We start from the raw sequence: 25,808 nt of genomic DNA on the forward strand, positions 1-25,808 counted from the left end.
ATGGACATCATCAAGCTCTATGGCGCGGAGCCGGCCAACTTCCTGGATGTCGGTGGCGGCGCCGATGAGGCCAAGGTCACCGCGGCCTTCAAGATCATCATCGCCGACCCGAACGTGAAGGGCATCCTGGTCAATATCTTCGGCGGCATCGCCCGCTGCGATATCCTGGCCCAGGGCGTGGTCGCCGCGGTCAAGCAGGTGGGCCTGCAGGTCCCGCTGGTGGTGCGGCTGGAAGGCACCAACGCCGAGCTCGGCAAGAAGATCATCAACGAGAGCGGCCTCAACGTCATCGCCGCCAACGACCTCTCGGACGGCGCCGAGAAGATCGTCAAGGCCGTGCGGGGCGCCCAGTAAATGTCGATCCTGATCAACAAAGACACCCGGGTGATCTGCCAGGGCTTCACCGGGGCGCAAGGCACCTTCCACTCCGAACAGGCCATCGCCTACGGGACCAAGATGCTGGGCGGGGTGACGCCGGGCAAAGGCGGCACGACCCACATCGGCCTGCCGGTGTTCAACACCGTGGCCGAGATGGTGCGCAACGAGCGGGTGGACGCCTCGGCGATCTACGTCCCGCCGGCGTTCGCCGCGGACTCGATCCTGGAAGCCATCGACGCGGAGATCCCGCTGATCATCTGCATCACCGAGGGCATCCCGGTGGCCGACATGGTCAAGGTGAAGCGCGCCCTGGACGGCTCGAAATCCAGGCTGATCGGGCCCAACTGCCCCGGCGTCCTGACCCCCAATGAATGCAAAATAGGCATCATGCCGGGGAACATCTTCAAGAAGGGCTCGGTGGGCGTTGTCTCCCGCTCGGGGACGCTTACCTATGAGGCCGTGTTCCAGACCTCCCAGGTAGGCCTCGGCCAGACGACGGCCGTGGGCATCGGCGGCGACCCGGTGAAGGGCACCGAGTTCATCGCCATGCTCGACCTGTTCCTGAAGGACCCGGAGACCGAGTCGATCATCATGATCGGCGAGATCGGCGGCTCGGGCGAGGAAGACGCGGCCGAGTTCATCAAGAATTCACCAACCAAGAAGCCTATGGTCGGCTTCATCGCGGGACGCACCGCGCCGCCCGGTCGGCGCATGGGTCACGCGGGCGCGATCATCTCCGGCGGCAAGGGCGGAGCCGAGGACAAGATCGCCGCGATGGAAGCCGCGGGCATCCGCGTGTCTCCGTCTCCGGCGAAACTCGGCGAAACCCTGCTGGAAGTGCTCAAAGGCGGCTGAGCGCCGAAATTTAGACGTTAGAGCGGTCCGCGCTCGGCTCCTTCATTCGAGAAGCTCCGCGGTCCCGGCTCTGGGAAAGCGGACGACATGGCGGACGATGCGGGTCTGATCAACGAGGTCTTGGCGGAGACCTCCTTCCTCTACGGCGGCAATTCGGCCTTCGTTGAGGACCTCTACGCCCAGTGGTCGGCCGACCCCAACTCGGTCGAGCCCTCCTGGCGGGCCTTCTTCGCCTCCCTGCACGACTCGGCCGGCGACGTGAAGCGCGCCGCCGCCGAACCCGCCTGGATCAGGGCCGCCCCGCCCGCCGCCCGCCCCGACTGGCTCTCAGCCCTCGACGGCATGTGGCCGGCGGTGGAAGCCAAGCTGGGCGCCAAGATCGCCGAGCGCGCGGCGCCCGCCGCGGCGGGCCCTGCGCCCTCGACCGACGCCGTCCGCGCCGCGACGCTCGACTCCTTGCGCGCCATCATGATGATCCGCGCCTACCGGATGCGCGGCCACCTGAAGGCCAACCTCGATCCGCTGGGCCTGGCGACGACGCCGGGCGACGCCTCGGAGCTGGACCCGGCGACCTACGGTTTCTCGGAGGCCGACTACGACCGGCCGATCTTCCTCGACTTCGTGCTGGGGCTGGAGATGGCCACCATCCGCGAGATCCTGGAGATCGTGCGGCGCACCTACTGCGGCAACGTCGGCGTGCAGTACATGCACATCTCCGACCCCAAGGAGAAGGGTTGGCTCCAGGCCCGCATCGAGGGGCGCGACAAGGAGATCGTCTTCACCAAGGAAGGCAAGATCGCCATCCTGAAGAAGCTGATCGAGACCGAAGGCTTCGAGAAGTTCCTGCACCGCCGCTTCCCCGGCACCAAGCGCTTCGGCCTGGACGGCGGCGAGAGCCTGGTCCCGGCGCTGGAGCAGATCATCAAGCGCGGCGGCGCGCTGGGGGTGAAGGACATCATCGTCGGCATGCCGCACCGCGGGCGCCTGAACGTGCTCGCCGCGGTGATGGGCAAGCCCTACCAGATCATCTTCCACGAGTTCCAGGGCGGCTCGTCGCTGCCCTCCGACGTCGAGGGCTCGGGCGACGTGAAGTACCACCTGGGCGCCTCGTCGGACCGCGAGTTCGACGGGAATTCCGTCCACCTGTCGCTGACCGCGAACCCGAGCCACCTGGAGATCGTCAACCCGGTGGTGATCGGCAAGGCGCGCGCCAAGCAGGCCTTCACCCTGCGCCAGAACGCCAGCGCCGGGCGCAGCCACGTTCTGCCGCTGCTGATGCACGGCGACGCGGCCTTCGCCGGCCAGGGCGTGGTGGCCGAGTGCTTCGCGCTCTCCGGCCTGCGCGGCTATGGCGTGGGCGGCACCGTCCACTTCATCGTCAACAACCAGATCGGCTTCACCACCAGCCCGAAGAACAGCCGCTCCTCGCCCTATCCGTCCGACGTCGCCCTGATGGTCGAGGCGCCGATCTTCCACGCCAACGGCGACGATCCGGAAGCCGTGGTGTTCGCCGCCCGGGTCGCCACCGAGTACCGCCAGCAGTTCGGCAAGGACGTGGTGGTCGACATGTTCTGCTACCGCCGGTTCGGTCACAACGAGGGCGACGACCCGACGATGACCCAGCCCCTGATGTACGCGAAGATCAAGGAGCACCCTTCCGTCCGCGACCTTTACGCCACCCGCCTGGTGGGCGAGGGCACCGCGACCCAGGAGGAGATCGACGGCTGGATCGCCGAGTTCGACAAGTTCCTCGACGCCGAGTTTGACTCGGGCAAGACCTTCCACGCCGACAAGGCCGACTGGCTGGACGGCAAGTGGTCGGGCCTGAAGCTGCCGGGCTCCGAGGAGAGCGGTGTGACCGGGGTGTCCCGCCAGAAGCTGCTCGACCTCGGCCACAAGATGACCTCGATCCCCGAGCGGATCAGCGTCCACAAGACCGTCGAGCGGGTGATCGCCGGCCGCCGCGAGGCCATCGACAAGGGTGAGGGCCTGGACTGGTCCACGGGCGAGGCGCTGGCCTTCGCGAGCCTGCTCGACCAGGGCTATCCGGTGCGCCTGTCGGGCCAGGATTCGATCCGCGGCACCTTCACCCAGCGCCACTCGGGCATCGTCGACCAGAAGACCGAGGAGATCTATTTCCCCTTGCGCAACCTCGGCCCCGGCCAGGCCCACTTCGAGGCGCTCAATTCGGCGCTGTCGGAAGAGGCGGTGCTGGGCTTCGAGTACGGCTTCTCGCTGACCGACCCCAACACGCTGGACATGTGGGAAGCCCAGTTCGGCGACTTCACCAACGGCGCCCAGGTGGTCATCGACCAGTTCATCTCGTCGGGCGAGCGCAAGTGGCTGCGGATGAGCGGCCTCGTCATGCTGCTGCCGCACGGCTACGAGGGCCAGGGGCCGGAGCACTCCTCCGCCCGCCTCGAGCGCTTCCTGCAGATGTGCGCCGAGGACAACCTGCAGGTCGTCAACCCGACGACGCCGGCCAACTATTTCCACGTCCTGCGCCGCCAGATGATCCGCGAGTTCCGCAAGCCGCTGGTGGTCATGACGCCCAAGTCGCTGCTGCGGCACAAGCGGGCGGTGTCGAACCTGTCGGACATGGCCGAGGGCACCAGCTTCCACCGGGTGATGGTGGACGGCGCCGAGGCCGGCATGGACGTGGGCGGCGTCAAGCTGAAGGCCGACGACAAGATCAGCCGGGTCATCCTCTGCTCCGGCAAGGTCTACTTCGACCTGATCGAACAGCGGGCGAAGAGCGGCCGCGACGACGTCTATATCCTGCGCCTGGAGCAGTTCTATCCCTGGCCGCTGAAGTCGCTCTCCAACGTCCTGAAGCGGTTCGCCAACGCCGAACTGGTCTGGTGCCAGGAAGAGCCGAAGAACATGGGCGGCTGGACCTTCGTCGACCCCTGGCTGGAGCTGACGCTGGACCGGATGAGCATCAAGGCCAAGCGCGCCCGCTACGTCGGCCGCCCGGCCTCGGCCTCTACCGCGGCCGGCCTGATGGCGCGCCATATGAAAGAACTCGAAGCCTTCCTCACCGAAGCCTTCGCCTGAACCCCGAACGACTGTCCCAAGATCCAAGGAGCGCATTCCCTATGGCCGACATCATGACGCCAGCGCTGGGCGAGTCCGTCACCGAAGCCACGGTGGCGCGCTGGACCAAGAAGGCCGGCGATGCGGTCCGCAAGGATGAGATCCTGGTCGAGCTGGAAACCGACAAGGTGAGCCTGGAGGTCGCCGCGCCCTCCGACGGCACGCTCTCGGAAATCGCCTTCGAGGAAGGCGCCACGGTCGAGCCCGGCGCGGTGCTGGGCAAGATCACCGAAGGCGCGGCCGCGCCCAAGGCCGCCGCGCCGCCCAAGGCCCCGGAACCGGCCAAGGCGCCCGAGCCGGCGAAGTCCGCCGCGCCTGCGCCCGCCCCGGCGCCTGCCCCTGCTCCCGCGCCTGCCAAGGCCGCCGCCGAAGCCGTGCTGGCGCCATCGGCCCAGCGCGTGGTGGCGGAGAACAGGCTCGACGCCTCGGCCATCGCCGGCACCGGCAAGGACGGCCGGATCACCAAGGGCGACGCGCTCGCCGCCCTGGAGGCCCGCGCCCAGGCCCCGGCGCCCGCGCCGTCGGCCCCCGCCGCGCCCCGCGAAATCCACGCGCGCGAAGAACGGGTCCGCATGACGCGCCTGCGCCAGACCATTGCGCGCCGTCTGAAGGAAGCCCAGAACACGGCCGCCATGCTGACCACCTTCAACGAGGTGGACATGACCGCGGTCATGGCGCTGCGCAACCAGTACAAGGACGTCTTCGAGAAGACCCATGGGGTGAAGCTCGGCTTCATGAGCTTCTTCGTGCGCGCGGTGACCCACGCCCTGAAGATGGTCCCCGAGGTCAACGCCGAGATCGACGGCCAGGACCTGATCTACAAGAACCACTACGACATCTCGGTCGCCGTGGGCACCGAGCGTGGCCTGGTGACGCCGGTCGTGCGCGACGTCGACGCCATGAGCCTGGCCGATATCGAAAAGGCCATCGGCGCGCTGGGCAAGAAGGCCCGTGACGGCCAGTTGGCGCTGGAGGACCTGCAGGGCGGGACCTTCACCATCTCCAACGGCGGGGTCTATGGCTCGCTGATGTCGACGCCGATCCTCAACGCGCCGCAGTCCGGCATCCTGGGCATGCACAAGATCCAGGAGCGTCCGATGGCGATCGGCGGCCAGGTGGTGATCCGGCCGATGATGTACCTGGCGCTCAGCTACGACCACCGGGTGGTCGACGGCCAGGGCGCGGTGACCTTCCTGGTCCACGTCAAGGAAGCCATCGAGGAACCGCAGCGCCTGCTGCTGGACCTCTGAGGACCGCGCCGAAAGATTTGGAAAGCTAGCATGGCTCAGTACGACGTCATTATCATCGGGGGCGGTCCCGGCGGCTACAACGCCGCGATCCGCGCGGGCCAGCTCGGCCTGAAGGTGGCCTGCGTCGACAAGGGCGTGGACGGCGGCGCGACGCTGGGCGGCACCTGCCTGAACGTCGGCTGCATGCCGTCCAAGGCCCTGCTGCACGCCTCGGAGATGTACGACGCCGCGGCCAACCACTTCGCCGAACTCGGCATCGACGTGAAGCCGAAGCTGAACCTGACCCAGATGATGGCCCAGAAGGCGACCTCGGTCGGCCAGCTCACCAAGGGCATCGAGTTCCTGTTCAAGAAGAACAAGGTGGACTGGGTGCGCGGCGCCGGCCGCATCGCGGGCCCCGGCAAGGTCGAGGTGATCGGCCCGGACGGCGCGGTGAGCGCCCTGGAGGCCAAGGACATCGTCATCGCCACGGGTTCGTTGCCCTCCGGCCTGGCGGGCGTGACGGTCGACCAGAAGCGGATCGTCGATTCCACCGGCGCGCTCTCGCTGCCGGAAGTCCCCAAGTCCCTGCTGGTGATCGGCGCGGGCATCATCGGCCTGGAGCTGGGCTCGGTCTGGCGCCGGCTGGGCGCGCAGGTGACGGTCGTCGAATTCCTCGACCGGATTACGCCCGGCATGGACGCCGAGGTCGCCAAGACCTTCCAGCGGTCGCTGACCAAGCAGGGGATCGTCTTCAAGCTCTCCAGCAAGGTGACCGGCGCCAAGGCCTCGAAGACCGGGGTCAGCCTGACCGTCGAGCCGGTGGCGGGCGGCGAGGCCGAGACGCTGCAGGCCGACTACGTCCTGCTGGCCATCGGGCGCACGCCCTATACCGAGGGCCTGGGCCTGGAAAACGTCGGAATCGCCCCTGACAAGCGCGGCTTCATCGAGACCGACCACTGGAAGACCTCGGCGCCCGGCGTCTGGGCGATCGGCGACGTGACCCACGGGCCGATGCTGGCGCACAAGGCCGAGGACGAGGCGGTGGCCTGTATCGAGACCATCGCCGGCAAGGCGGGCCACGTGGCCTACGGCATCATCCCGAGCGTGGTCTACACAGCCCCGGAGGTCGCCTGGGTCGGCAAGACCGAGGAGGAGCTGAAGGCCGAGGGCCGCGCCTACAAGGTCGGCAAGTTCCCCTTCACCGCCAACTCCCGCGCCAAGATCAACCACGAGACCGAGGGCTTCGCGAAGATCCTGGCCGACGCGGTCACCGACGAGGTCCTGGGCGCCCACCTGATCGGCCCTTCGGTCTCGGAGATGATCGGCGAGTACTGCGTCGCCATGGAATTCCGCGCCGCGTCCGAGGACGTGGCCCGCACCTGCCACCCGCACCCCACCCGCTCCGAGGCCCTGCGCCAGGCGGCCATGGGCGTCGAGGGGTGGACCATGCAGGCCTGACGAGGCCGGCGTGGAGGTCCGGCGCGCGAGGTCCGACGAACTCGGCCCCTGCGCGGACCTCTATGTCCGCGTGCTGCGCGAGACCTTCACCTGGCTGCCGCCCGAGCGGCACCGACGCGACGAATTCCTGCGCGCCGCGCGGGACGAGGAGATCTATGTCGCCGTCGAGGACGGGACGATCCTCGGCGTCGCCGGCTTCTACCGGCCGCAGGGCTTCCTGCACTCGCTCTATGTGGACGCCCGCGGCCGCGGCGTCGGCAAGGCGCTGCTGGACCACATCGCCGCGAATGTGCGCGGGCCGCTGTCGCTGAAGGTCCAGGCGCCCAACCTGCGCGCCCAGGCCTTCTACCGCCGCGAGGGCTTCTTCTGCACCGAGCACGGGCGCGATCCGGGCTCGGACATCGCCTGGTTGCGACTGGTGCGCCCGGAGCGGCCGCCCAAGAGTTAACTTGGCGCCGCGCGCCGGCGGTGAGAGCCTTGCGGCCACGAACCGGAGACCGCGCCATGCTCGCCTTGCTCCTCGCCGCCCAGTTGTCGGCCCAGCTGCCGACCAACCCCCATGTCCAGCTCTTCGAGGCCACGCCGCCTGTGCGGTCGTCGGAGCTGATCCGCACTCTGCCGTCCAAGGGGGCCTGCGCTGCCGCCCCTGGCCGGTTGGAGGCCTCGCTGGCCCAGCCCGCCGCCCTCTACCGCAAGGGCGACCGCCCTGCCCATGGGCTGAAGGACTGGGTGGACTATCCGAACGGACAGCTCTGCCTGGTGGAGGCCGCGAAATGATCCTCGCCGCTCTCGCCGCCGCCGCGGCGACCGTTGCGGCCCCGCCTCCCAAGGCCGAGCCGATGCCGAACCTTTATCACCAGCCGAGCTATTGCCGCTCAGTGGTGGAGCAGGAGGTCGCGCGCCAGAACACCGCCTTCCACGGCCGTCCGCCGGCTGTGGAATACGCCGTGGTGCGCCAGATTGACGGCTGCGGGGTGCCCACGCCCGTCGGCTACCACCCGAGCCTCGAGCCTGGCGCGGCCGACCCCGCCGCTAAGCGTGAGGATGCGCCTTCGAATAGGCGCTGAGCAGGGCCGCGGCGTCGACCTGGGTGTAGCGCTGGGTGGTCGAGAGCGAGGCGTGGCCGAGCAGTTCCTGGATGGAGCGCAGGTCGGCGCCGGCGCCCAGGAGGTGCGTGGCGAAGGAGTGGCGCAGGGCGTGCGGCGTGGCGCTGGCCGGCAGGCCCAGGCGACCGCGCAGGGCCTGGACCGTAGCCTGGACGTGGCGGGGGCTTAGAGGTCCCCCGCGCTTGGCGCGGAACAGCGGCTCGTCGGGCGACAGCGCGAAGGGGACCTGCGCGAGATAGGCCTCGATCGCCGCCTGGACGGCGGGGAGCACCGGCACGATGCGGGTCTTGGAGCCCTTGCCGGTGATCCGCAGGCTCTCGGGCAGGGGCGCGTCGGACCGCTTCAGCGACAGGGCCTCGGAGATCCGCAGGCCGCACCCGTAAAGCAGGGTCAGCACCGCTTCGTCGCGGGCGGCTTCCCAGTCCTCGCGGTCGGGGTCGAGCCCGGGTTCGGCCAGCAGGCCGCGGGCCTGGTCCTCGCTGACCGGTCGGGGCGCGCCGGGCTTGACGCGCGGGCCGCGGACCAGGGCCATGCCGGCGTTGGGGGTGTCCAGCCGCCGGTCCAGGAAGCGGTGGAAGGTGCGGATCGCCGACAGCGCCTGGCTGAGCGAGCGCGGCGACAGCGGCCTTTCGCCCTGGCGCAGATGGGCGAGCCACGCGCGGACCTCGCCGGCGGTGACCTCGCCCAGGACGGCGAGCGTGACAGCCTCGCCACGATGCTGTTCCAGGAAGGCCAGGTAGCGGCGCGCGGCGAAGCCGTAGGCCTCCAGGGTGCGCGGCGACGACCGGCGTTCGTGAGCCAGGTGCTCCAGCCAGAGCGCCAGGGCCTCCGAAGAGGTCACAGCAGCGGCCAGCGCTCGGCGGTGCGCTCGACCACGCGGGCCAGGAAGGCGACCAGCTCGGTCCCCATGTCCTCGGTGAAGCCCTCCGGGTCGGTCGAGCCGAAGGCCAGCAGGCCCTGCCGCGACGGCTCCCAGATCGCCATGCGGACCATGGCCATGGAGGCGATGGCCTCGGAGCCTTCGCCGAACAGGCCGAGCGCGGTGGGCGCGAAGCCCATGCGGGCCAGCCGCTGGGAGCCGCCCAGGATCATGTCCACCTGGCCCTCGACCAGCATCCTCCAGCCGGCCGGCGGATGGGCCTCGGTTTCCAGGGCGATCACGCCGGCGGCCAGGCCGAAGCGCTGGCGCGCCAGCTCGTCGACGCGGCGGGCGAGGTCGGAGTGGTTGCGGGCGTCGAGCAGGTCGACCACCGCGCCATGGGTCTGGGCCTGGGCGGAGAAGTTGGCGCGCGCCGTCTCCTCCAGATGCTGGCGCTGGGTGGCTTCGCGCTGGTGGGCGGCGTGGACCCGGGCCATGGCGGCGGGCGCGAACTCCACGACATTGCCGCCGGCGGCGACTTTCAGCCCCAGCTCGGCCAACAGACCGTCGTCGCCGGTGAGGAATTGCGGGTTGTCCGACAGGAACCTGCGCACGGACGCCGGGTCGAGGGGGCCCTCGCCGATCCCGCCTTGCGATCCGTCCATGTCGTCCTCGAAAGCCTTACAGGATGGACTGACCCGTCTTGGCCCAGTCGCTCATGAACTGATCAAGGCCCCGTTCGGTTAACGGGTGCTTGAAGAGGGCGTTGAACACGTCGGGCGGAATGGTCGCGCAGTCGGCGCCGGCGAGCGCGGCGGTGATGACGTGGGCCGGGTTGCGGATCGAGGCGGCCAGGATCTCGGTGTCGAAATCGTAGTTGTCGTAGATCGCGCGGATCTCGACGATCAGGTCCATACCCTCGGCGCCGTGGTCGTCCAGCCGGCCGACGAAGGGCGAGATGTAGGTGGCGCCCGCCTTGGCGGCCAGCAGGGCCTGGGCGGCGGAGAAGCAGAGGGTCACGTTGGTGGCGATGCCCTCGTGGGCGAACTCGCGGGTGGCGATCAGGCCGTCGCGGGTCAGCGGCACCTTGACCACCACGTTGGGGGCGATGGAGGCCAGCTTGCGGCCTTCGTCCAGCATGCCGGCGGTGTCCATGGCGGCCACCTCGGCGCTGACCGGGCCCTCGATCGCCGCGCAGATCTCGGCGATGACCTGCAGCATCGGGCGGCCGGACTTGGCGATCAGGGTCGGGTTGGTGGTGACGCCGTCCACCAGGCCGGTGGCGGCGAGGTCCTTGAGGACGGCCACGTCGGTGGTGTCGAGGAACAGTTGCATCGGAAAGGCGACCTTGGTTCTGCGGGAATTCTTGTTGTGGTCTGGGCTTGTAGCGGCAGGCGAGATGCGCGCAAAACCCCTTTAGATGAGCCGTATCGCTTCCGTTCTCCTGCCAATGCCCTTGCCGGAGGCGTTCGACTACGCCGAGCCCGAGGGCATGGGCCTGGAACTGGGCGATCAGGTGGCCGCGCCGCTCGGCCCGCGGCTGCTGCGGGGCGTGGTGGTGGGGCTGCGCGAGGCAGCCGGGGGCAACCGGCCGCTGAAGCCCCTGGAGGGCCGGCTGGAGGAGCCGCGCCTGCCGCCGCGCACCGTCGAGTTCGTGCAGTGGGCGGCGCGCTACGCGGTGGACTGGCCGGGCCAGCCCCTGGCCATCGCCCTGCGCGGCGCCCGCGCGCCCAAACCCAAGCCGGCGCGCAGCGTGGAACTGACCGGGGCCCAGCCTGCCCGGCCGACGCCGGCGCGCGCCAAGGTGCTGGAAGCCGCGGCCGCCCAGGCGCTCAGCCCGCCGGACCTGGCGCGCGCGGCGGGCGTGGGCGCAGGCGTGGTCAAGGGCCTGATCGACGAGGGCGTGCTGACGGTGCGGCTGGTCGAGGCGCAGGCGCGGTTCGATCCGCCCGATCCGGCCCGGCCGGGCGCCGTGCTGAACGACAGCCAGGCCGCCGCCGCCGCGGCGCTGAAGGCCATGCTGGCGGACGGCGGCTTCAATGTCGCCCTGCTGGATGGGGTGACCGGCTCCGGCAAGACCGAGGTCTATCTGGAGGCCGCCGCGGCGGCGCTGGCCGCCAGCGACACGGCGCAGGTGCTGATCCTCCTGCCGGAGATCGCGCTGACCCAGGCGGTCATCGCGCGGGTGGCGGCGCGGTTCGGCGCCCAGCCGGGGGAATGGCACTCCGACGTCGCCCCGCCGGCGCGCCGCCGGGTGTGGGAGGCCGTGGCCACCGGCCGCTGCCGGATCGTGGTCGGCGCCCGCTCGGCGCTGTTCCTGCCCTTCGGCGACCTGAAGCTGATCATCGTCGACGAGGAGCACGACGCCTCCTTCAAGCAGGAGGAGGGCTTCATCTACCAGGGGCGCGACCTGGCCGTGGCGCGCGGCAAGATCGAGGACGCCGCGGTGGTCCTGGCCTCGGCCACCCCGTCGCTGGAAAGCCTGCGCAACGCCGAGCAGGGGCGCTACCGCTGGCTGCGCCTGTCGGCCCGGCACGGCGACGCGCGCCTGCCCGATATCTCCCTGATCGACCTGCGCGAGACCCCGCCTGACCCTGGCCGCTGGCTGTCGCCGCCGCTGGTCAAGGCCATGGGCGAGACCTTCGCGCGCGGCGAACAGACGCTGCTGTTCCTCAATCGCCGGGGCTATGCGCCGCTGGTGCTCTGCAAGGCCTGCGGCGAGCGGATGACCGCGCCGGACACCGACTCCTGGCTGGTGGAGCACCGCTACTCAGGCCGCCTGGTCTGCCACCTGACCGGCTTTTCCATGCCCAAGCCCAAGGCCTGCCCGCACTGCGGCGCACATGACGCCCTGGTCTCCATCGGCCCGGGCGTGGAGCGGGTGGAGGAGGAGGCGCGCGCGCTGTTCCCGCAGGCCCGGGTGGCGGTCTTCTCCTCCGACACCGCCTTCGACGCTCGGGAGGGCCGCCGGCTGATCGAGGCCATGGCCGACGGGCACATCGACATCCTGGTCGCCACCCAGGCGGCGGCGAAGGGCCACAACTTCCCGGACCTCACCCTGGTGGGCGTCGTGGACGCCGACCTGTCCTTGCGCGGCGGCGACCTGCGCGCGGCGGAGCGGACCTATCAGCTGCTGGCGCAGGCCACCGGGCGGGCCGGGCGCAAGGAGAAGGCCGGCCGCGCCCTCCTGCAGACCTGGGCGCCGGAGCACGCGGTCATGCAGGCCCTGGCGGCCCAGGACCGCGACGCCTTCGTCGAGGCCGAGATGGCCGAGCGCGAGCTGGCCGGCCTGCCGCCCTTCGGGCGCCTGGCCGCGGTGGTGATCTCCGGCGTCGATCCCGCCCAGTTGGAGGCCTTCGCCCAGGCCATGGCCCAGGCCGCGCCGAATTCCGCGGGCGTGGAGGTCTATGGCCCGGCCGACGCGCCGCTCAGCCTGGTGCGCGGCCGCCGCCGCAAGCGGTTCCTGGTGCGGGCGGACCGGACGGTGGACCTGTCGGCCTACATGGCCACCTGGCGCGCGCGGGTGAAGCCGCCGGCCGCGGTGCGCGTGGCCATCGACATCGACCCCTACAGCTTCCTTTGAGGCCGGGCGTTCAGAGCCCTTCCCACCCGGTTGATCCAGCCTGACCGGAAAGGGCCTTAGCCGTTCCGACGGAGCTGGACGTCGACCCCGCTGGCGCGGTGCGAGACGAACAGGCTGTTGCTCCAGCGGTGGAAGGCCAGCACCGGCTGGCCGCCGGAGCCGGTCAGTTGCATCCCGTCGCTCGTGGGCTGCCAGCCGGTCGGCGCGGCGGGCAGGACGTCGCCGCAGCTCGAGGCGGCCTTCACCGTGTGGGCGGCGCCCAGGGTCAGGACGCAGAGGTCCTGGCCGCCGGAGGAGACGGTCCATGCGCCGACGGCTTCCTTCGGCGTCAGCGGCACGCCGGCCTCGTTGTCCTCGGCGACGGCGACGGCGAGCGAGGCGGTTGCGAACAGGGCGGCGCCCGCCAGGCACGAGGCTATGCTCAGGATTCTCATGGCTTACTCCCAGTATCGGGGGACCAAACGCCGGTCCCCGGATCGGAGTTGCGCCCTCAGTGCAGGGTGGGCCCCTTGTCGGCCGGGGGCTTCCCGTCGCGGCGCTTGCGGCGCGACAGCATGTTCAGGCCCTCGACGACGCCCGAGAACGCCATGGCCGCATAGATGTAGCCCTTGGGCACATGCACGCCGAAGCCCTCGGCGATCAGGGTGGCCCCGATCATCAGCAGGAAGCCCAGGGCCAGCATCACGACGCTGGGATTGTCGTGGATGAACCGGGCGAGCGGGCCGGCGGCCACCAGCATCAGCGCCACCGCGACGACCACCGCCGCCATCATGATCGGCAGGTGCTCGGTCATGCCCACCGCGGTCAGGATCGAGTCGATCGAGAACACCACGTCGAGCGCCAGGATCTGCACGATGGCGGCGCCGAAACTGAGGGCCGCGCGTCCCTTCTTGTCGAGCAGGCCGGCGGTCTCCTCCGGATCGACCGAGTGATGGATCTCGCTGGTCGCCTTCCACACCAGGAACAGGCCGCCCGCCAGCAGGATCAGGTCGCGCCAGGAAAAGCTCAGGTCGACCATCGGATGGCCGTCCGCCAGGGACGGGACGGCGAACGGCAGCACCAGCACCGGCCGGGTCAGGCCGACGATGAAGGCGATGGCCGACAGCAGCACGAGGCGCAGCACCAGGGCCAGGCCGATGCCGATCCGCCGCGCCCGCCCGCGGGTCGCTTCGGGCAGCTTGTTGGACAGGAGGGCGACGAACACCAGGTTGTCGACGCCCAGCACCACTTCCATGACGATCAGGGTCACCAGGGCGATCCAGGCTTCCGGGCTCACCACCAGCGCGGCGAGCCCGCCCGCGACTTGACCCATCCGAATCCCTTCCAGCCAGTCTCAGGCGACTTCTAGCCTATTGGCGGGCGCGGGCTAGAGACCGGCGGATTCGCCCCATTTGCCCGATTTGCGGGCGCTTCAAGGGACCCGGCGTCGATGTCGCAAACTTGTGAAGCGCCGGGCGCCGGAATTCGCGCCAAACGCGAACACCTTGCCATGCGGCGTGAGCTCTTGTTTCATTCCGTTACAGGCGGGTGATTTGAGCATCTGGTCCGGTGTATCATGTATGATAGAGATAATGATCTGCGACAGGACAGATAGTTTGGTGTCGCAATGAGGGGGTGAATGGGATTGATATCTTTGAACGTCGAGATTGATTGTCGGATTTTTCTTGTCAACTCTCGAAGTTTTCAACTATTCAGCCAATGCTACGGCCAAGCCTCGCGATAGACGGAACGCGGCTATCCGCCGCTCAAATCTAAACCCTCTTTTCACTCAAACGGAGATAGGGTTAGCTCTTCCGGAGTTCGCGTCGGGGAGTTTCACAAACATGCTTAAGCGGACGAGAACCCTTCTGGGTTCCCTCGCCGTCGCGGCGGTTCTAAGCCTCGCGCCCACCATGGGTGGCGCGTTGGCGGAAACCTACTGGCAGTGCGTTCCGTTCGCGCGCCTGGTGTCCGGGATTCAGATTTTCGGCGACGCCTATACCTGGTGGCAGCAGGCCCTCGGCAAGTACGAAGAGGGCTTCCAGCCGAAGGCCGGCGCGGTGCTCTGCTTCAAGCCGACCGAGCGCATGCGCCTGGGCCACGTGGCCGTGGTTTCGGAGGTGCTGACCGACCGCATCGTCCAGATCACCCACGCCAACTGGTCGCCCATCGAGGGCTCGCGCGGCAAGGTGGAGAAGGACGTGACCCTGGTCGACGTCTCGCCTGAGGGCAACTGGAGCCAGGTCAAGGTCTGGTACGACCCCAACCGCGACCTGGGCGGCTCGACCTACCAGACCTACGGCTTCATCTATCAGGACGCCACGGCCAAGATCCTGGCCTCGACGGGGGTCTCCAACGCCGAGAACACCGCCATCGCCATGGCCCAGTCCGCGGCCAGCCACATGGCCTCGGCCGTGCGGCCCGGCTCCGGCCCGCTGCAGATGCTGAGCCAGGCGGCCGACTCCACCGACCGCATCGCCGCCCTGATCGCCAAGGCCACCCGCGGCGACGCGCCGAGCAACTAGAACGGCGCACCGCAACCGAATTGACGGGCCTGTCCGGGCGCTCCACTAGGAGCGCTCGCGGAGGCTTTGCATGCTCAAACTCCTTCGGCGCGGCGCCCCGGGGCCCGAGGCCGTATCGCCCGAGCCGGGCTGGCGGCCGCCGGAAGACGCGCTCTGGCTCGACCTGCTGTCGCCGACCCGCGAGGAAGAGCGCGCGATCGAGGCGGCGCTCGGCCTCGAACTGCCCACCCGCGAGGAGATGGCGGAGATCGAGCCCTCCAGCCGCCTCTACCAGGCCGGCGGCGCGACCTTCATGACCGCCACCCTCCTGGCCCGGCGCGAGGACGACAGCCGGACGGACGCGCCGGTGACCTTTGTGCTGGCCAAGGGCGTGCTGATCACCATCCGCTACGACGAGCTCAAGGCCTTCCAGCTCTTCGCGGAGCGGGCCCAGGCGCTGGGTGTCGCCTCCAGCTCGTCCTGCCTGTTCAACCTGCTGGACGCCGTCGTCGAGCGGCTCGCCGACCTGCTGGAGCATACCGGCGCCAACGTCGAGACGGTCTCGACGTCGATCTTCGGCCGGCCCAAGGGCGCGCAGTTCGAGGCCCTGCTCACCGAGCTGGCGCGGGCCCAGTCGCTGACCTCGATGACCCGCAACAGCCTGGTGAGCCTGGCGCGGCTGTTCAGCTTCGCCGCCCTCGCCCCGGAGATCGCCGCCGATCCCGAGTGCCAGGCGCACCTGCACGCCCTGCAACGGGACGGCCAGTCCCTGACCGAGCACGCCGGCGCGCAATCCAGCCAGATCGCCTTCCTTCTGGATGCGGCGCTGGGCCTGATCAACATCGAGCAGAACGGGATCATCAAGTTCTTCTCGGTGGCCGCGGTAATCCTGATGCCGCCGACCCTGGTGGCCTCGATCTACGGGATGAACTTCCACAACATGCCGGAGCTGGACTTCCGCTACGGCTATCCGATGGCGCTGAGCCTGATGGCGATCTCGGCGATCGTGCCGGTGCTGTGGTTCAAGCGGCGCGGATGGTTCTGAAATAACACGGTGTCCGACGCGCGGGGCGCAACCGTTCTTTAAGTGACCAGGGCGCAGGTTCCGGCGCGCAAAGGTCTGTCATGGCATCCCAAGCCCAACCTCACCATCTGGCCCTCGACGCCCAGGCGTTGCGCGAGGCGGTCGAAGCGCACCAGCGCTACCTGGCGGGTCGTTCGGGCGGGCGGCGGCTCAGCCTGACCTATGCCGACCTTTCCAACTGCACCCTTGAAGGCCTCGACCTGCGCGAGGCCGACTTCGCGGGCGCCAACTTCCACGGCGCGACCCTGGCCCGCGCCAACCTGACCCGCGGCATCCTGTTCGGCGCCGACCTGCGCGAGGCCGACCTGCGGCGCGCCAACCTCAGCCGCGCCGACCTGCGCGGGGCCTGCCTGCGCGGCGCCAACCTGGCCGGCGCCGAGCTGCCCGGCTGCGACCTGCGCGAGGGCCGCATCGCGCTGCAGGACAAGCTTGACGGCTTCCGCATCCTTCGCCACGAGCACCGTCCGGGCGAGCTGAACTACGCCATCCTGTCGGGCGCGAACCTGGCCGGCGCCCAGATGGCCGGCGCGGTGGCCATGTCCAGCGACTTCACCGACGCCAACCTCTCCGGCGCCCAGATGGCCGGGGCCAAGCTGACCCGCGCGGTGCTGGACGGGGCGGACCTGACCGGCGCCGACCTGGCCGGCGCGGACCTTTCCGGCGCCTCGATGAAGCGCGCGGTGCTGAGCGGCGCCAATCTGCGCAACACCATCCTCGACGACGTCGACATGAGCGACGTCCTGCGCTCCCCGCCGCCGGTGGTGATGGTCGACGACCGCCCGCTGGACAAGGTGCTGGCCGAGCACGAGGCCTATTGCGACTCCGCCGGCTCGCGCGGCTCGGTGGTGGAGATGAGCGGCGTCGACTTCCGGCCGATGAAGAGCCTGAAGGAGCGGCGGCTGACCGCGCTGGTCGCCCGCAACGGCATCTTCTTCGGCCTCGACCTGCAGGGCGTCCAGTTCCAGGGCGCCGACCTCTCAGGGGGCGACTTCCGCGGCTGCGACCTGCGAGACGCCGACCTGCGCGGGGCCAAGCTGGCCGGCGCCTCCTTCACCCGCGCCGACATGCGCGGCGCCAAGCTGGGGCCGCTGACCGTCGGCGACGGCCGCTTCGTGCGCACCGACTTCACCCGCGCCGTCCTGCGCGGCGCCGACCTGCGCGGCGCCCACGCCCACCGCGCCCGCTTCCTGGAAGCCGACATGAACGGCGCCAACATGGCCGGCTGCGACCTGACCGACGCCGAGCTGGAAGTCTAAGGAGATCGCCTCTCCCTTCGGACTTCGTCTCAGGGCGAGGCGTCACAGGTTCTCGATCTCGCAGCCCAGGTCTTCGCAGATCCAGTTGGCGAGGAGGGTCCGGTGGCAGCCCGCCGCATCGGCTTCGTAGCAGAGCAGGGCGACCTTCCTGTCGCGGGCGAGGTCGGTGGCCTTGGCCAGTTCCATCTGAGCGCCCGGCTCGACCATGTGGGCGTGGAAGATCTCGTGCATCTCGGCGACATGGCCCTTCCGCGCCGCGTCGCGGCCGGGCTTGGGCGTGCCGAGCTGGCGCAGGTGGACATAGCCGATGCCGGCCTCGTTGAGGCTGGCGGCCAGCAGCGTCTTGGAGAAGCCCGCCCGGCGCGAGGCGGCGACCGCGCGGACGTCGATCACCAGCTCGACCCCGGCGTCCTTCAGCTTGCCGATGACGGCGGGCTGGGTCTCGCGCTCATAGCCGATGGTGGCAAGCTTCATCTCTTCTCCTGCGGCCTCGCCCGGCTATATGGGCCCTGAGCAGGAGAAACCATGGACGCCAAGGTCGCCCCCGAGCCGCAGCCGCGGACCATATCCTTGCCAAGGCGCGGCGGCGCCATGGCGGTCCTGGATTTCGGGCCGAAGAACCGGCCGGTGGACATCGTCTTCTCCCACGCCAACGGCTTCAACGCGCGCACCTATCGCACGATCCTTCAGCCGCTGGCGGCGAGCCTGCGCCTCCTGGCGCTGGATCTGCGCGGCCACGGGGCCAGCACCCTGCCGACCGCGATCGAGGGCCGCCAGGGCTGGCTGGAGTTCCGCGACGACCTCCTGGCCCTGCTGGCGGCGGCCTGCGAGGCGCCCGTGGTGCTGGCGGGCCATTCCATGGGCGGGACCTCCAGCCTGCTGGCCGCGGCCGCCGAGCCCGGACGGGTGCGCGCGCTCGCCCTCTTCGACCCGGTGATCTTCCCCATCGAGGCGCAGGGCGCGGGCGGCTCGGCCGAGTCGCCCCTGGTGGGCGGCGCGCTTCGCCGCCGGGCGACCTTCGCGAGCCGCGAGGCGGCCTTCGAGGCCTACCGCGGGCGCGGCGCCTTCAGGACCTGGAGCGACGAGCAACTCGCCGACTATGTGGCCGCCGGCTTCCGCGAGACGGCGGAGGGCGAGGTCACGCTCGCCTGCGCGCCGGAGTGGGAGGCCTCGAACTTCCGCACCCATAACTACGATCCCTGGGCGGCGTTTGCGCGCAGCCGCTGTCCGGTCCGCATCCTGCGCGCCGCCGAGGCCTCCACCTTCCGCACCGAGGGCCGGGAGGCTGAGCTTGCCAGGCTGGGCGACCGCGTCACCATCGAGACCGTGCCGGGCACGACCCATTTCCTGCCGATGGAGCGTCCGGACCTGGTGCGCGCGACGCTAGGCGCCTGCGCGGCTTTCTAGAGGGTCAGGCCGGGGATCACGCGGGCGTCGGCCTCGGCCAGGGCCTCGGCGCTGAGCGTGATCATCTTGCGGGTCTCCAGGTCGAAGGAGACCGCGATCGCCTCGGCGACGCCCCAGGCCTTGCCGCTCTCCGGGTCCAGCAGCCAGTGGGTCAGGCGTCGGAAGCGCGCGTCGCCGCCGGAAGCGCCGGAGCGCAGCTCCACCCGGTCGCCGGCCCGCGGCCAGTCCAGGTGGATCAGCCGGTATTCCAGCGCCGCCCCGCCGATCCGCGCGCCCGCCGCCTCGGCGCCCGGGCGGCGGCCTTCGAAGAGGTGCGGGATGGCGTCGGAGATGCGGGCCATCATCAGTTCCGTGCGCATCCGCCCGAAGAGGTCGCAGTCGCCGGCGCCGACCGCGCCCAGCGCCGTGCGCGGCAGGCCGAGCTCGTCGGCGCGCCTGCGGCCCGCGCGGCTCTGGACGGGCTCGAGGCCGATGCTGCGGGCCGCCGCCTCCGGGGGGACCTCGAGCGTCAGGGCCCGGGCCCGCTCGCGCACGCGCGCCGGCCAGGGGAAGGCGCGGCCGTCGCGGGCGGTGGCGTGGGCCACGACGGTCTGGAAGCTGGCCGCGAGTTCGCCGCTGCGGTGGCGCAGCAGGAGCAGCAGCCGGGCCTCGCTCTCGCCGAGCTCGACGACCCCGCCCGACATGACCAGCGGCGCGCCCGGCCGGGCCTCGCGCAGGAAGCGGATGTGCTGATCGCGCACGATCAGGGTGGCCCGGGCGTCGGGCGCGAAGGCGCCGGCCATGCCGAGCTCCGCCGCCAGCCCCGCCAGCCCCTCCATGGCCTTGGCCACGTAGAAGCCGACGTTCAGGTGGCCCATGGCGTCGCATTCCCACATGGCCACGCTGCCGCGCCAGACCTCGACCGCCTCGCCCAATGAGTCCTCCCCCGAACGCCGAGACGCCAACCTAGGGACGCCCGTGCGCGATGTAACCTCGGTCGCCTCGCCTCCGAATAGGATTTCGTGTCAGATGGGGCGGCTCGCTGCGCGGGGCTGCGGCAAGGAACGTTCGCGAACATGGCCAATCCGCAGAAGGTCCTGGTCTATCGCCACGCGGCGGTGACGCGGATCACCCACTGGATCAATGTCCTGGCGCTGACCCTGCTGCTGATGAGCGGGCTCAACATCTTCGGCGCCCACCCGGCGCTGTACTGGGGCCAGAAGGCGACCTTCGCCCACCCCTGGATCTCCATGACCGCCGAGCCGCAGGGAAACCGCATCGTCGGCGTCACCCGGATCGGCTCGGCGAGGTTCGACACCACCGGCGTGCTGGGCTATTCCGGCAAGCCCGGCTCGGAAGAGGCCGTGGCCTTCCCGTCCTGGGCGACCGTACCCAGCGAGCGCGACCTGGCCGACAGCCGCCACTGGCATTTCTTCTTCGCCTGGCTCTTCGTGCTGAACGGCCTCGTCTACTGGCTGGTGGGCCTGGGCCGCGGCCACATCGCCAAGGACCTGGTCCCCACGAAGGCCGACGTGGCGCCGCGCAACGTCTGGCATGAGATCGTCACCCACGCCCAGCTCAAGTTCCCCAAGGGCGAGGCGGCGCGCCGCTACAACGTCCTGCAGAAGGGCGCCTACCTCGCGGTGGTGCTGATCCTGCTGCCGCTGATGGTCCTGACCGGGCTTTGCATGTCGCCCGGCTTCGACGCCGGCGCGCCCTGGCTGGTGGACGCCTTCGGCGGCCGGCAGTCGGCGCGGACGATCCACTTCCTCACCGCCTTTTCGATCGTGGGCTTCGTGCTGCTGCACCTGTTCATGGTGGTGGCCTCGGGAACCTGGAACAACATCCGCTCGATGATCACCGGCCGTTACGCCATCGTCCCCGACAAGACCGGAGAGGCGGCATGACCTTTTCGACCCATCGCCGCGGCTGGCTGCGGGCGGGCCTGGCCTCGGCCGGCGCCCTGGTCCTGGCGGCCTGCGACAGGATCACCAACAGCTCCAGGGGCGTGGCCGTGCTGCAGAGCGCCGAGGGCCTGACGCGGCGCGCGCAACGCCTGGTCATCGACCGCAAGGCCCTCGCACGCGAGTTCACCCCCGCCGACATCTCGGGCGACTTCCGGCCCAACGGCTCCATCGACCCGCAGGACCCCGACTACCTGGCCCTGAAGGCCAAGGCCTTCGCGGACTATCGGCTGGTGGTGGACGGGCTGGTCGAGCGGCCGCTGTCGCTCAGCCTGGCGGACCTGCGCGGGATGCCCGCGCGCACCCAGATCACCCGCCACGACTGCGTCGAGGGCTGGTCGTCGATCGGCAAATGGACCGGGGCGCGGCTGGGTCCGCTGCTCGACCGGGCCGGCCTGAAGCCGACCGCCCGCTACATCGTCTTCCACTGCGGCGACACCCTGGAGCAGACGCTCGACGGCTCGGGCCAGTACTACGAGAGCATCGACCTGATCGACGCCTACCACCCGCAGACCATCCTGGCCTACGCCATGAACGACCAGCCCCTGCCGGTGGCCCACGGCGCGCCGCTGCGCCTGCGCGTGGAGCGCCAGCTCGGCTACAAGCACGCCAAGTACGTCATGCGGATCGAGGCGGTGGACGACTACCGCCACCTGGGCCGCGGCAATGGCGGCTTCTGGGAAGACCGCGGCTACGAGTGGTACGCGGGGATCTGATCCACGTCCTCTCCCCCGGCGGAGCCGAGAGGGAGAGGTTGGGAGAGGGCGGCTCGTGAAGCGGTGATCCGCCGACAGTCGATCGAGGACCCTTGCCTCCCGTAGGCGCAACGGAAGGGCTCAGCCGCCCTCTCCCAACCTCTCCCTCTCTCGCTGCGCTCGGGGGAGAGGCGTTCAGTACGGGTTCTGCGCCACGACGGCGGCTTCCTTGGCGCAGGCGGCGGGGTCGGGCGCCGGGCCAGCCTTGCGGGCCGCGGCGACTTCCAGGCGGGCGGTCTCCATGTCCCTGCGGAACTCCGCCGAGCCGTGCAGGCCGGCGACCACGATCGAGCCGTTCATGCGCCCGGCCTCGACGGCGCTCAGATTGTGCACGCCGCAGACCAGGCGGCCCTCGCCGAAGGCGCGCGCCCGGCTAAGGATTTCGGTCGCCCGGTCCGGCGCGAGTTCGGCCAGGATCAGGCCCACGGTCCAGCCCCAGGTGTTGTGGCCGGAGGGGTAGTCCGGGCTCTTGGCCAGGGCGTCGCTCTGCTCGATGCAGGTCTCGCCCTTGTCGACCAGGAACGGCCGCTGGCGCTTGTAGATGTCCTTGGGGCGGTCGGTAGCCCGGCTGACGTCGCGGCCCACGCGCAGGATCATGGCCGTGGTCGTTGGCGCATTGGCCGAGGTCAGCTCGACGCCCACCGCGCAGCTCAGGTCCTTCAGGATCGCCGCCTGGTTGACGTCGTTCTGGGCCAGCGCCCACCGCGGGGTGTCCTTGAAGGCCCGCGTGCTGCGGAAGATCGCCCGGTCCGCCTCGTATCGCGTGGTCCCGGCCACCGGCGCCGGCGGCAGGATCCTGTAGGTGTCAGGCGCCGCCGCGCCCAGGTAGCCCTGGGCGGTCTGCGTCGCCATCGGCGCGGGGGCGGGATCGGCGCCCATGGTCAGCACCGCCGCGGCCGTCGCCGCCATCGCAAGTTTCCAGCTCATCCCGATCTCCCACGCTGCCGCTCCGGTGTTGCAGAGCTGCACGGCGGATTCAACCACGGAGGCGAAGACGTCCGAGGCCGCGTTCGCCATGGAATCAAAAAACTTGACATCAAAATTGATAAAATGAATATATGAAACATGAGAGATACGAAAACACAAGATTGGCAGGTGCTGAGCGAGCTGACCCGCGGCCGGCCCATCGTCGTGGAGCGGGTGCGGCTCGTCGAGCAGGGCGTGGCCATCGAGGGCGCCTTCGAGCTGCCGCGCCTGGCCCGGCTCTCCGCCGAGGACCAGGTCTTCGTGGCCGCCTTCGTACGCAGCCACGGCTCGATCAAGGAGATGGAGCAGGTGTTCGGCGTCTCCTATCCGACCATCAAGGCCCGGTTGAACCGCATCGCCGGAGGGCTGGAGTTCGTCGAGACCGATCCCACGCCCAGCCGCGAGGAGGTGCTGGAGCGCCTCGCCCGCGGCGAGATCACTGCCGACCAGGCTGTCGCCGAACTGGAGGGACGCCGATGACGCCCACACCGAGAGCCGTGCGCCACTTCGGCCTCGCCGCCATGGAGGCCCGCGCCGCCCAAACGCGAGCTGCGCCAGCCCGCCCGACCGCGGCGCCCGCCACGCCGCCGCGCCGCATCGTCGTGCGCCTGTGGCTGCCGATGACGGCGATCTCCCTGCTGCTGGCGCCCTTCGCCATCCTTTTGTCGCCGCTGATCTGGTTCGCCCCGCCGCCCTACGGCTACCGGCCGTTCGCGACGGTCATGGGCATCGGCGCCCTGCTGCTGAGCCTCGGCGGCACGGTGGTCGAGGTCGACACCCACGATGCCCTCATCCGCATCAGGATTTTCTAGGAGACCTCCCCATGAACAACGACCGCCGCTCGGTCCTGCAGATGCTGGCCGATGGAAAGATCAGCGCCGATGAGGCCGAGCGTCTCATCAACGCCATGGAAGGCGCCGGCTCGGCGCCACGATCCCCGGACGGCCCGTCCACGGGCCACAACAAGCCGCCGCCGAAATATCTGCGCGTGTCGGTGGATGCGACGGACGATGACGGGCCCACCAAGGTCAACATCCGCGTGCCCATGGCCCTGCTCAGGGCCGGCGTGCGGCTGACCAGCCTGATCCCGCCGGGCGCCCGCGACCAGGTCAACGCCGAACTCGCCAAGAACGGCGTGCCCTTCGACATCGGCCAGCTGAAGCCCGAGAATCTCGAGGAGCTGATCTCGCACCTCGACGACTTCAGCGTCGATGTGGATTCCACCGACGCCAAGGTGCGGGTCTACTGCGAGTAAGCCTCCACCGATCTGCTTCCGGCGCTGAAGAAAGGGAGGCCATGACCCCGCCATCCGCCTGGACCGGCATGATGCCCGTCGATGACAGCGCGCTGTACGTGCGCGACACCGGCGGGCCCGGCCGGCCCGTGGTCTACCTGAACGGCGCCTATGCCGATCAGTCGCACTGGCGGCGCGTCATCGCCGACCTCGGCGGCGACGACCGGCACATCACCTACGACATGCGCGCCCGCGGCAAGTCGAAGCGCTCGGCGGACTATTCGTTCGAGACGGCCCTCCGGGATTTGGATGCGGTCCTGAAGGCGAGGGGCGTGGAACGGCCGCTGCTGGTGGGCTGGTCTTACGGAGGGATACTGGCTTGGCGCTGGGCCGACCGGAATCCGGATCGCGTTCTGGGGGTCGTGACCGTGGACGCTTTTCCCGCCGGCCTGACGGGTGAGGCCGGCCGGGCGCGGATCCGGAAGCTGTTCGGCCAGATGCGCTTGCTGATGCCGCTGGCGCGAGCGTTGGGCCTAACCGCGCGGATGACCACGGACGAGCACATCGAAGTCAACATCGACGCCAACGAGATCGGCGCGGCCAGCGTACCGGTCCTCGACCGCCTGACCTGCCCGGTGCGGTTCGTCTTGGCCACGGGTGACAGCCTCGGGGCCAAGGGCGGCGAGATGGACCAGGGGCGGACCGTGCTCGACCCGATCCTCGCGCGCAACCCGAACCTCAAGATCAGCGCCAGGGTCGCGAGCAACCACACCGGCATTCTGCGCAAGGATCACCGCGCCATCGCCGACGCGGTCCGCGAGCTCGCCAACGTGTGAACCTTCCTTTCCCGCGCAGCGGGAGAGGGGGGACCATTCCCCGTAGAGGGAATGGTGGAGAGGGAAAGCGGACGCGCCGAGCTTGCGGCTTGCCCTATCCACCCTTGGCTCTTCCCCGGCTTCGCCGGGTCGGCCAACGGTCCCCCTTTCCCACAAATGGGAAAGGAACGGCGGCTAGGCCGCCTTCCCGAACAGCTTGTTCCAGCGGCGCTTGGTGCGGGTCTTCCACGAGCTCCGGTGCCAGGCGTCGGACGCGATCAGCGGCACCACCGTGGTGGCCTCGGCGAACACCATCTGCTCCCAGGTGACATCGACCTTGCCCCAGGAGCAGGCCTCCTTGAGCGTGGACGACGAGCAGGCGCCGTCACGCACGTCGGCGACGGTGATCTGCACGGCGTATTTGTGCATGGCGACCTCGTGGCCGAGGATCTCGGCGCAGACCACGGTGTCCTGGGCGAAGTTCTTCGGCACCCCGCCGCCGACCATGAACAGGCCCGTGGCTCCGGCGGCGATCTTGATGTCGGTGAGTTCGCGGAAGTCGGCGACCGCGTCGATGGTGAGGTAGGGCTTGCCGGCCTTCATCCGCTCCACCTGGTGCTTCACCAGGCCGAAGCCCGCCGAGGAGTCCACGAAGGCGGGGCAGAAGATCGGCACGCCTTCCTCATAGGCGGTCTGCACCAGGGAACCCGGCTTCTTGGCGTTGCCGGCGGCCAGCCACTTGCCCATCTCCCAGATGAACTCGCGGGACGAATAGGGGCGTGGCTCCAGCATCTCGCACAGGGCGTAGATCGTCCCGTCGCAGTTCTGCAGCTCTTCCTCGTCGATGTAGGTGTCGTAGATCCGGTCGATGTAGAGGTCCCGCAGGTCGCGGTCGTCGACGCCTCCCTGGGCCTGGTAGTGCTTGAAACCCAGGGCCTCGAAGAAATCCATGTCGACGATGGAGGCGCCGGTGGCCACCACCACGTCGATCATCCCGTACTTCAGCATGTCCCGGTAGATGTGCATGCAGCCGCCGGCGCTGGTGGAGCCGGCCAGCGTCAGCCAGGTCGAGCAGTCGGCGTCCTCCAGGCTCATAGACCAGATGTCGGCGGCGCGCGCGGTGTCGCGGCTGGTGAAGCTCATCTTGCGCATGGCGTCGATGACCGGACGGGCGTCGTACTGGTCGATCGCCACGTGCTCGACGGTGTTGGCCAGCAGCTCGGCCTTGCGGTTCGATTTCTGAACGTCAGCGTTCATCTTCGGAAGTTCCCTTCTGAGAGGTGATCGCCCGTCCATAG

At 69.8% G+C, this 25,808-nt stretch carries 27 protein-coding genes and 1 pseudogene; 19 read left to right on the forward strand and 9 right to left on the reverse strand.

The annotated features are described in order from the left end of the window. From sucC to VNW53_RS10295, 8 genes and pseudogenes are all read left to right on the forward strand, one after another. A pseudogene (sucC, locus tag VNW53_RS10260) lies at window positions 1–354 on the forward strand (succinate--CoA ligase subunit beta); the annotation flags it as partial. Continuing rightward, the gene (sucD, locus tag VNW53_RS10265; protein ID WP_325555501.1) at window positions 355–1,233 is read left to right on the forward strand and encodes a succinate--CoA ligase subunit alpha; all 879 of its coding nucleotides are present in this window, start codon (window positions 355–357) and stop codon (window positions 1,231–1,233) included. A gap of 87 nt (window positions 1,234–1,320) precedes the next feature. After that, window positions 1,321–4,290: a 2-oxoglutarate dehydrogenase E1 component gene (locus VNW53_RS10270; protein ID WP_325555502.1), complete on the forward strand. Its 2,970-nt coding sequence runs from the start codon at window positions 1,321–1,323 to the stop codon at window positions 4,288–4,290. Between the two features lie 41 nt (window positions 4,291–4,331). Continuing rightward, window positions 4,332–5,579: a 2-oxoglutarate dehydrogenase complex dihydrolipoyllysine-residue succinyltransferase gene (gene odhB / locus VNW53_RS10275; RefSeq protein ID WP_325555503.1), complete on the forward strand. Its 1,248-nt coding sequence runs from the start codon at window positions 4,332–4,334 to the stop codon at window positions 5,577–5,579. Window positions 5,580–5,609: 30 nt separating this feature from the next. Then, window positions 5,610–7,019: a dihydrolipoyl dehydrogenase gene (gene lpdA, locus VNW53_RS10280; protein WP_325555504.1), complete on the forward strand. Its 1,410-nt coding sequence runs from the start codon at window positions 5,610–5,612 to the stop codon at window positions 7,017–7,019. Window positions 7,020–7,029: 10 nt separating this feature from the next. Next, window positions 7,030–7,467, forward strand: coding sequence for a GNAT family N-acetyltransferase (locus VNW53_RS10285; RefSeq protein WP_325555505.1), 438 nt, complete (start codon window positions 7,030–7,032; stop codon window positions 7,465–7,467). Between the two features lie 56 nt (window positions 7,468–7,523). Continuing rightward, the gene (locus VNW53_RS10290) at window positions 7,524–7,796 is read left to right on the forward strand and encodes a hypothetical protein (RefSeq protein WP_325555506.1); all 273 of its coding nucleotides are present in this window, start codon (window positions 7,524–7,526) and stop codon (window positions 7,794–7,796) included. After that, entirely contained in the window at window positions 7,793–8,086 is a 294-nt protein-coding gene (locus VNW53_RS10295; RefSeq protein WP_325555507.1) for a hypothetical protein, read from the forward strand. Before VNW53_RS10290 ends, VNW53_RS10295 begins: the two co-directional genes overlap by 4 nt. Here the strand turns inward: VNW53_RS10295 and VNW53_RS10300 are convergent. Genes VNW53_RS10300 through fsa form a run of 3 tightly spaced genes read right to left on the reverse strand, consistent with a single transcriptional unit; the run spans window position 8,052 to window position 10,319 of the window. Continuing rightward, entirely contained in the window at window positions 8,052–8,966 is a 915-nt protein-coding gene (locus VNW53_RS10300) for a tyrosine recombinase XerC (RefSeq protein WP_325555508.1), read from the reverse strand. The two genes, VNW53_RS10295 and VNW53_RS10300, sit on opposite strands and share 35 nt — an antisense overlap. Beyond that, entirely contained in the window at window positions 8,963–9,649 is a 687-nt protein-coding gene (locus tag VNW53_RS10305) for a DUF484 family protein (protein WP_325555509.1), read from the reverse strand. The genes VNW53_RS10300 and VNW53_RS10305 overlap by 4 nt, the downstream gene beginning before the upstream one ends. A 16-nt stretch (window positions 9,650–9,665) precedes the next feature. After that, window positions 9,666–10,319: a fructose-6-phosphate aldolase gene (gene fsa / locus VNW53_RS10310; RefSeq protein WP_325555511.1), complete on the reverse strand. Its 654-nt coding sequence runs from the start codon at window positions 10,317–10,319 to the stop codon at window positions 9,666–9,668. An 85-nt stretch (window positions 10,320–10,404) separates the two neighbouring features. On the opposite strand from fsa, the gene VNW53_RS10315 reads away from it, so the two are divergent. Then, window positions 10,405–12,567 carry a primosomal protein N' gene (locus tag VNW53_RS10315; protein WP_325555512.1) on the forward strand — a complete coding sequence of 721 codons (2,163 nt, stop codon included), beginning with the start codon at window positions 10,405–10,407 and terminating at the stop codon, window positions 12,565–12,567. Between the two features lie 56 nt (window positions 12,568–12,623). Here VNW53_RS10315 and VNW53_RS10320 read toward each other — a convergent pair whose 3' ends face one another. Beyond that, window positions 12,624–13,001 (reverse strand): AprI/Inh family metalloprotease inhibitor, encoded by a 378-nt coding sequence (locus VNW53_RS10320; protein WP_325555513.1) that lies wholly within the window; start codon window positions 12,999–13,001, stop codon window positions 12,624–12,626. Between the two features lie 56 nt (window positions 13,002–13,057). Beyond that, window positions 13,058–13,879, reverse strand: coding sequence for a TerC family protein (locus tag VNW53_RS10325; RefSeq protein ID WP_325555514.1), 822 nt, complete (start codon window positions 13,877–13,879; stop codon window positions 13,058–13,060). A 511-nt stretch (window positions 13,880–14,390) separates the two neighbouring features. Between VNW53_RS10325 and VNW53_RS10330 the strand changes: the two genes are divergently transcribed. From VNW53_RS10330 to VNW53_RS10340, 3 genes are all read left to right on the forward strand, one after another. Continuing rightward, window positions 14,391–15,071 (forward strand): CHAP domain-containing protein, encoded by a 681-nt coding sequence (locus VNW53_RS10330; RefSeq protein WP_325555516.1) that lies wholly within the window; start codon window positions 14,391–14,393, stop codon window positions 15,069–15,071. Window positions 15,072–15,141: 70 nt separating this feature from the next. Further along, entirely contained in the window at window positions 15,142–16,095 is a 954-nt protein-coding gene (locus VNW53_RS10335; protein ID WP_325555517.1) for a magnesium transporter CorA family protein, read from the forward strand. Window positions 16,096–16,175: 80 nt separating this feature from the next. Then, the gene (locus VNW53_RS10340) at window positions 16,176–17,390 is read left to right on the forward strand and encodes a pentapeptide repeat-containing protein (protein WP_325555518.1); all 1,215 of its coding nucleotides are present in this window, start codon (window positions 16,176–16,178) and stop codon (window positions 17,388–17,390) included. Between the two features lie 42 nt (window positions 17,391–17,432). Here VNW53_RS10340 and VNW53_RS10345 read toward each other — a convergent pair whose 3' ends face one another. Further along, complete coding sequence (locus VNW53_RS10345) at window positions 17,433–17,864, reverse strand: DUF488 domain-containing protein (RefSeq protein WP_325555519.1); 432 nt, start codon at window positions 17,862–17,864, stop codon at window positions 17,433–17,435. Between the two features lie 51 nt (window positions 17,865–17,915). On the opposite strand from VNW53_RS10345, the gene VNW53_RS10350 reads away from it, so the two are divergent. Further along, a complete protein-coding gene (locus tag VNW53_RS10350) occupies window positions 17,916–18,797 on the forward strand; it encodes an alpha/beta hydrolase (RefSeq protein WP_325555520.1) in 882 nt (293 codons plus the stop codon). Here the strand turns inward: VNW53_RS10350 and VNW53_RS10355 are convergent. Continuing rightward, on the reverse strand, window positions 18,794–19,711 hold the full coding sequence (locus VNW53_RS10355; RefSeq protein WP_325555521.1) for a thioesterase family protein: 918 nt from the start codon (window positions 19,709–19,711) through the stop codon (window positions 18,794–18,796). The genes VNW53_RS10350 and VNW53_RS10355 overlap by 4 nt on opposite strands. A gap of 141 nt (window positions 19,712–19,852) precedes the next feature. Here VNW53_RS10355 and VNW53_RS10360 point away from each other — a divergent pair, with 141 nt between their 5' ends. Then, entirely contained in the window at window positions 19,853–20,683 is an 831-nt protein-coding gene (locus VNW53_RS10360; protein WP_325555522.1) for a cytochrome b/b6 domain-containing protein, read from the forward strand. Continuing rightward, a complete protein-coding gene (locus tag VNW53_RS10365) occupies window positions 20,680–21,456 on the forward strand; it encodes a molybdopterin-binding protein (RefSeq protein WP_325555523.1) in 777 nt (258 codons plus the stop codon). Before VNW53_RS10360 ends, VNW53_RS10365 begins: the two co-directional genes overlap by 4 nt. A 174-nt stretch (window positions 21,457–21,630) precedes the next feature. Here the strand turns inward: VNW53_RS10365 and VNW53_RS10370 are convergent, their stop codons facing one another. Beyond that, the gene (locus VNW53_RS10370) at window positions 21,631–22,512 is read right to left on the reverse strand and encodes a phosphatase PAP2 family protein (protein ID WP_325555524.1); all 882 of its coding nucleotides are present in this window, start codon (window positions 22,510–22,512) and stop codon (window positions 21,631–21,633) included. 48 nt (window positions 22,513–22,560) lie between these two features. On the opposite strand from VNW53_RS10370, the gene VNW53_RS10375 reads away from it, so the two are divergent. From VNW53_RS10375 to VNW53_RS10390, 4 genes are read left to right on the forward strand one after another with little or no spacing between them, the layout of a single operon-like run. Further along, window positions 22,561–22,941, forward strand: coding sequence for a DUF2089 domain-containing protein (locus VNW53_RS10375; protein WP_325555526.1), 381 nt, complete (start codon window positions 22,561–22,563; stop codon window positions 22,939–22,941). Then, window positions 22,938–23,273 carry a hypothetical protein gene (locus VNW53_RS10380; RefSeq protein WP_325555527.1) on the forward strand — a complete coding sequence of 112 codons (336 nt, stop codon included), beginning with the start codon at window positions 22,938–22,940 and terminating at the stop codon, window positions 23,271–23,273. The genes VNW53_RS10375 and VNW53_RS10380 overlap by 4 nt, the downstream gene beginning before the upstream one ends. An 11-nt stretch (window positions 23,274–23,284) precedes the next feature. Beyond that, complete coding sequence (locus VNW53_RS10385) at window positions 23,285–23,716, forward strand: SHOCT-like domain-containing protein (protein ID WP_325555528.1); 432 nt, start codon at window positions 23,285–23,287, stop codon at window positions 23,714–23,716. Between the two features lie 41 nt (window positions 23,717–23,757). Continuing rightward, entirely contained in the window at window positions 23,758–24,531 is a 774-nt protein-coding gene (locus tag VNW53_RS10390; RefSeq protein WP_325555529.1) for an alpha/beta hydrolase, read from the forward strand. 174 nt (window positions 24,532–24,705) lie between these two features. Here the strand turns inward: VNW53_RS10390 and VNW53_RS10395 are convergent, their stop codons facing one another. After that, window positions 24,706–25,767: a 1,9-bis(guanidino)-5-aza-nonane synthase gene (locus VNW53_RS10395; protein ID WP_325555531.1), complete on the reverse strand. Its 1,062-nt coding sequence runs from the start codon at window positions 25,765–25,767 to the stop codon at window positions 24,706–24,708. Window positions 25,768–25,808: the final 41 nt, after the last annotated feature.

Source organism: Phenylobacterium sp. (assembly GCF_035569475.1).
In the GTDB taxonomy this organism is placed as follows: domain Bacteria; phylum Pseudomonadota; class Alphaproteobacteria; order Caulobacterales; family Caulobacteraceae; genus Phenylobacterium.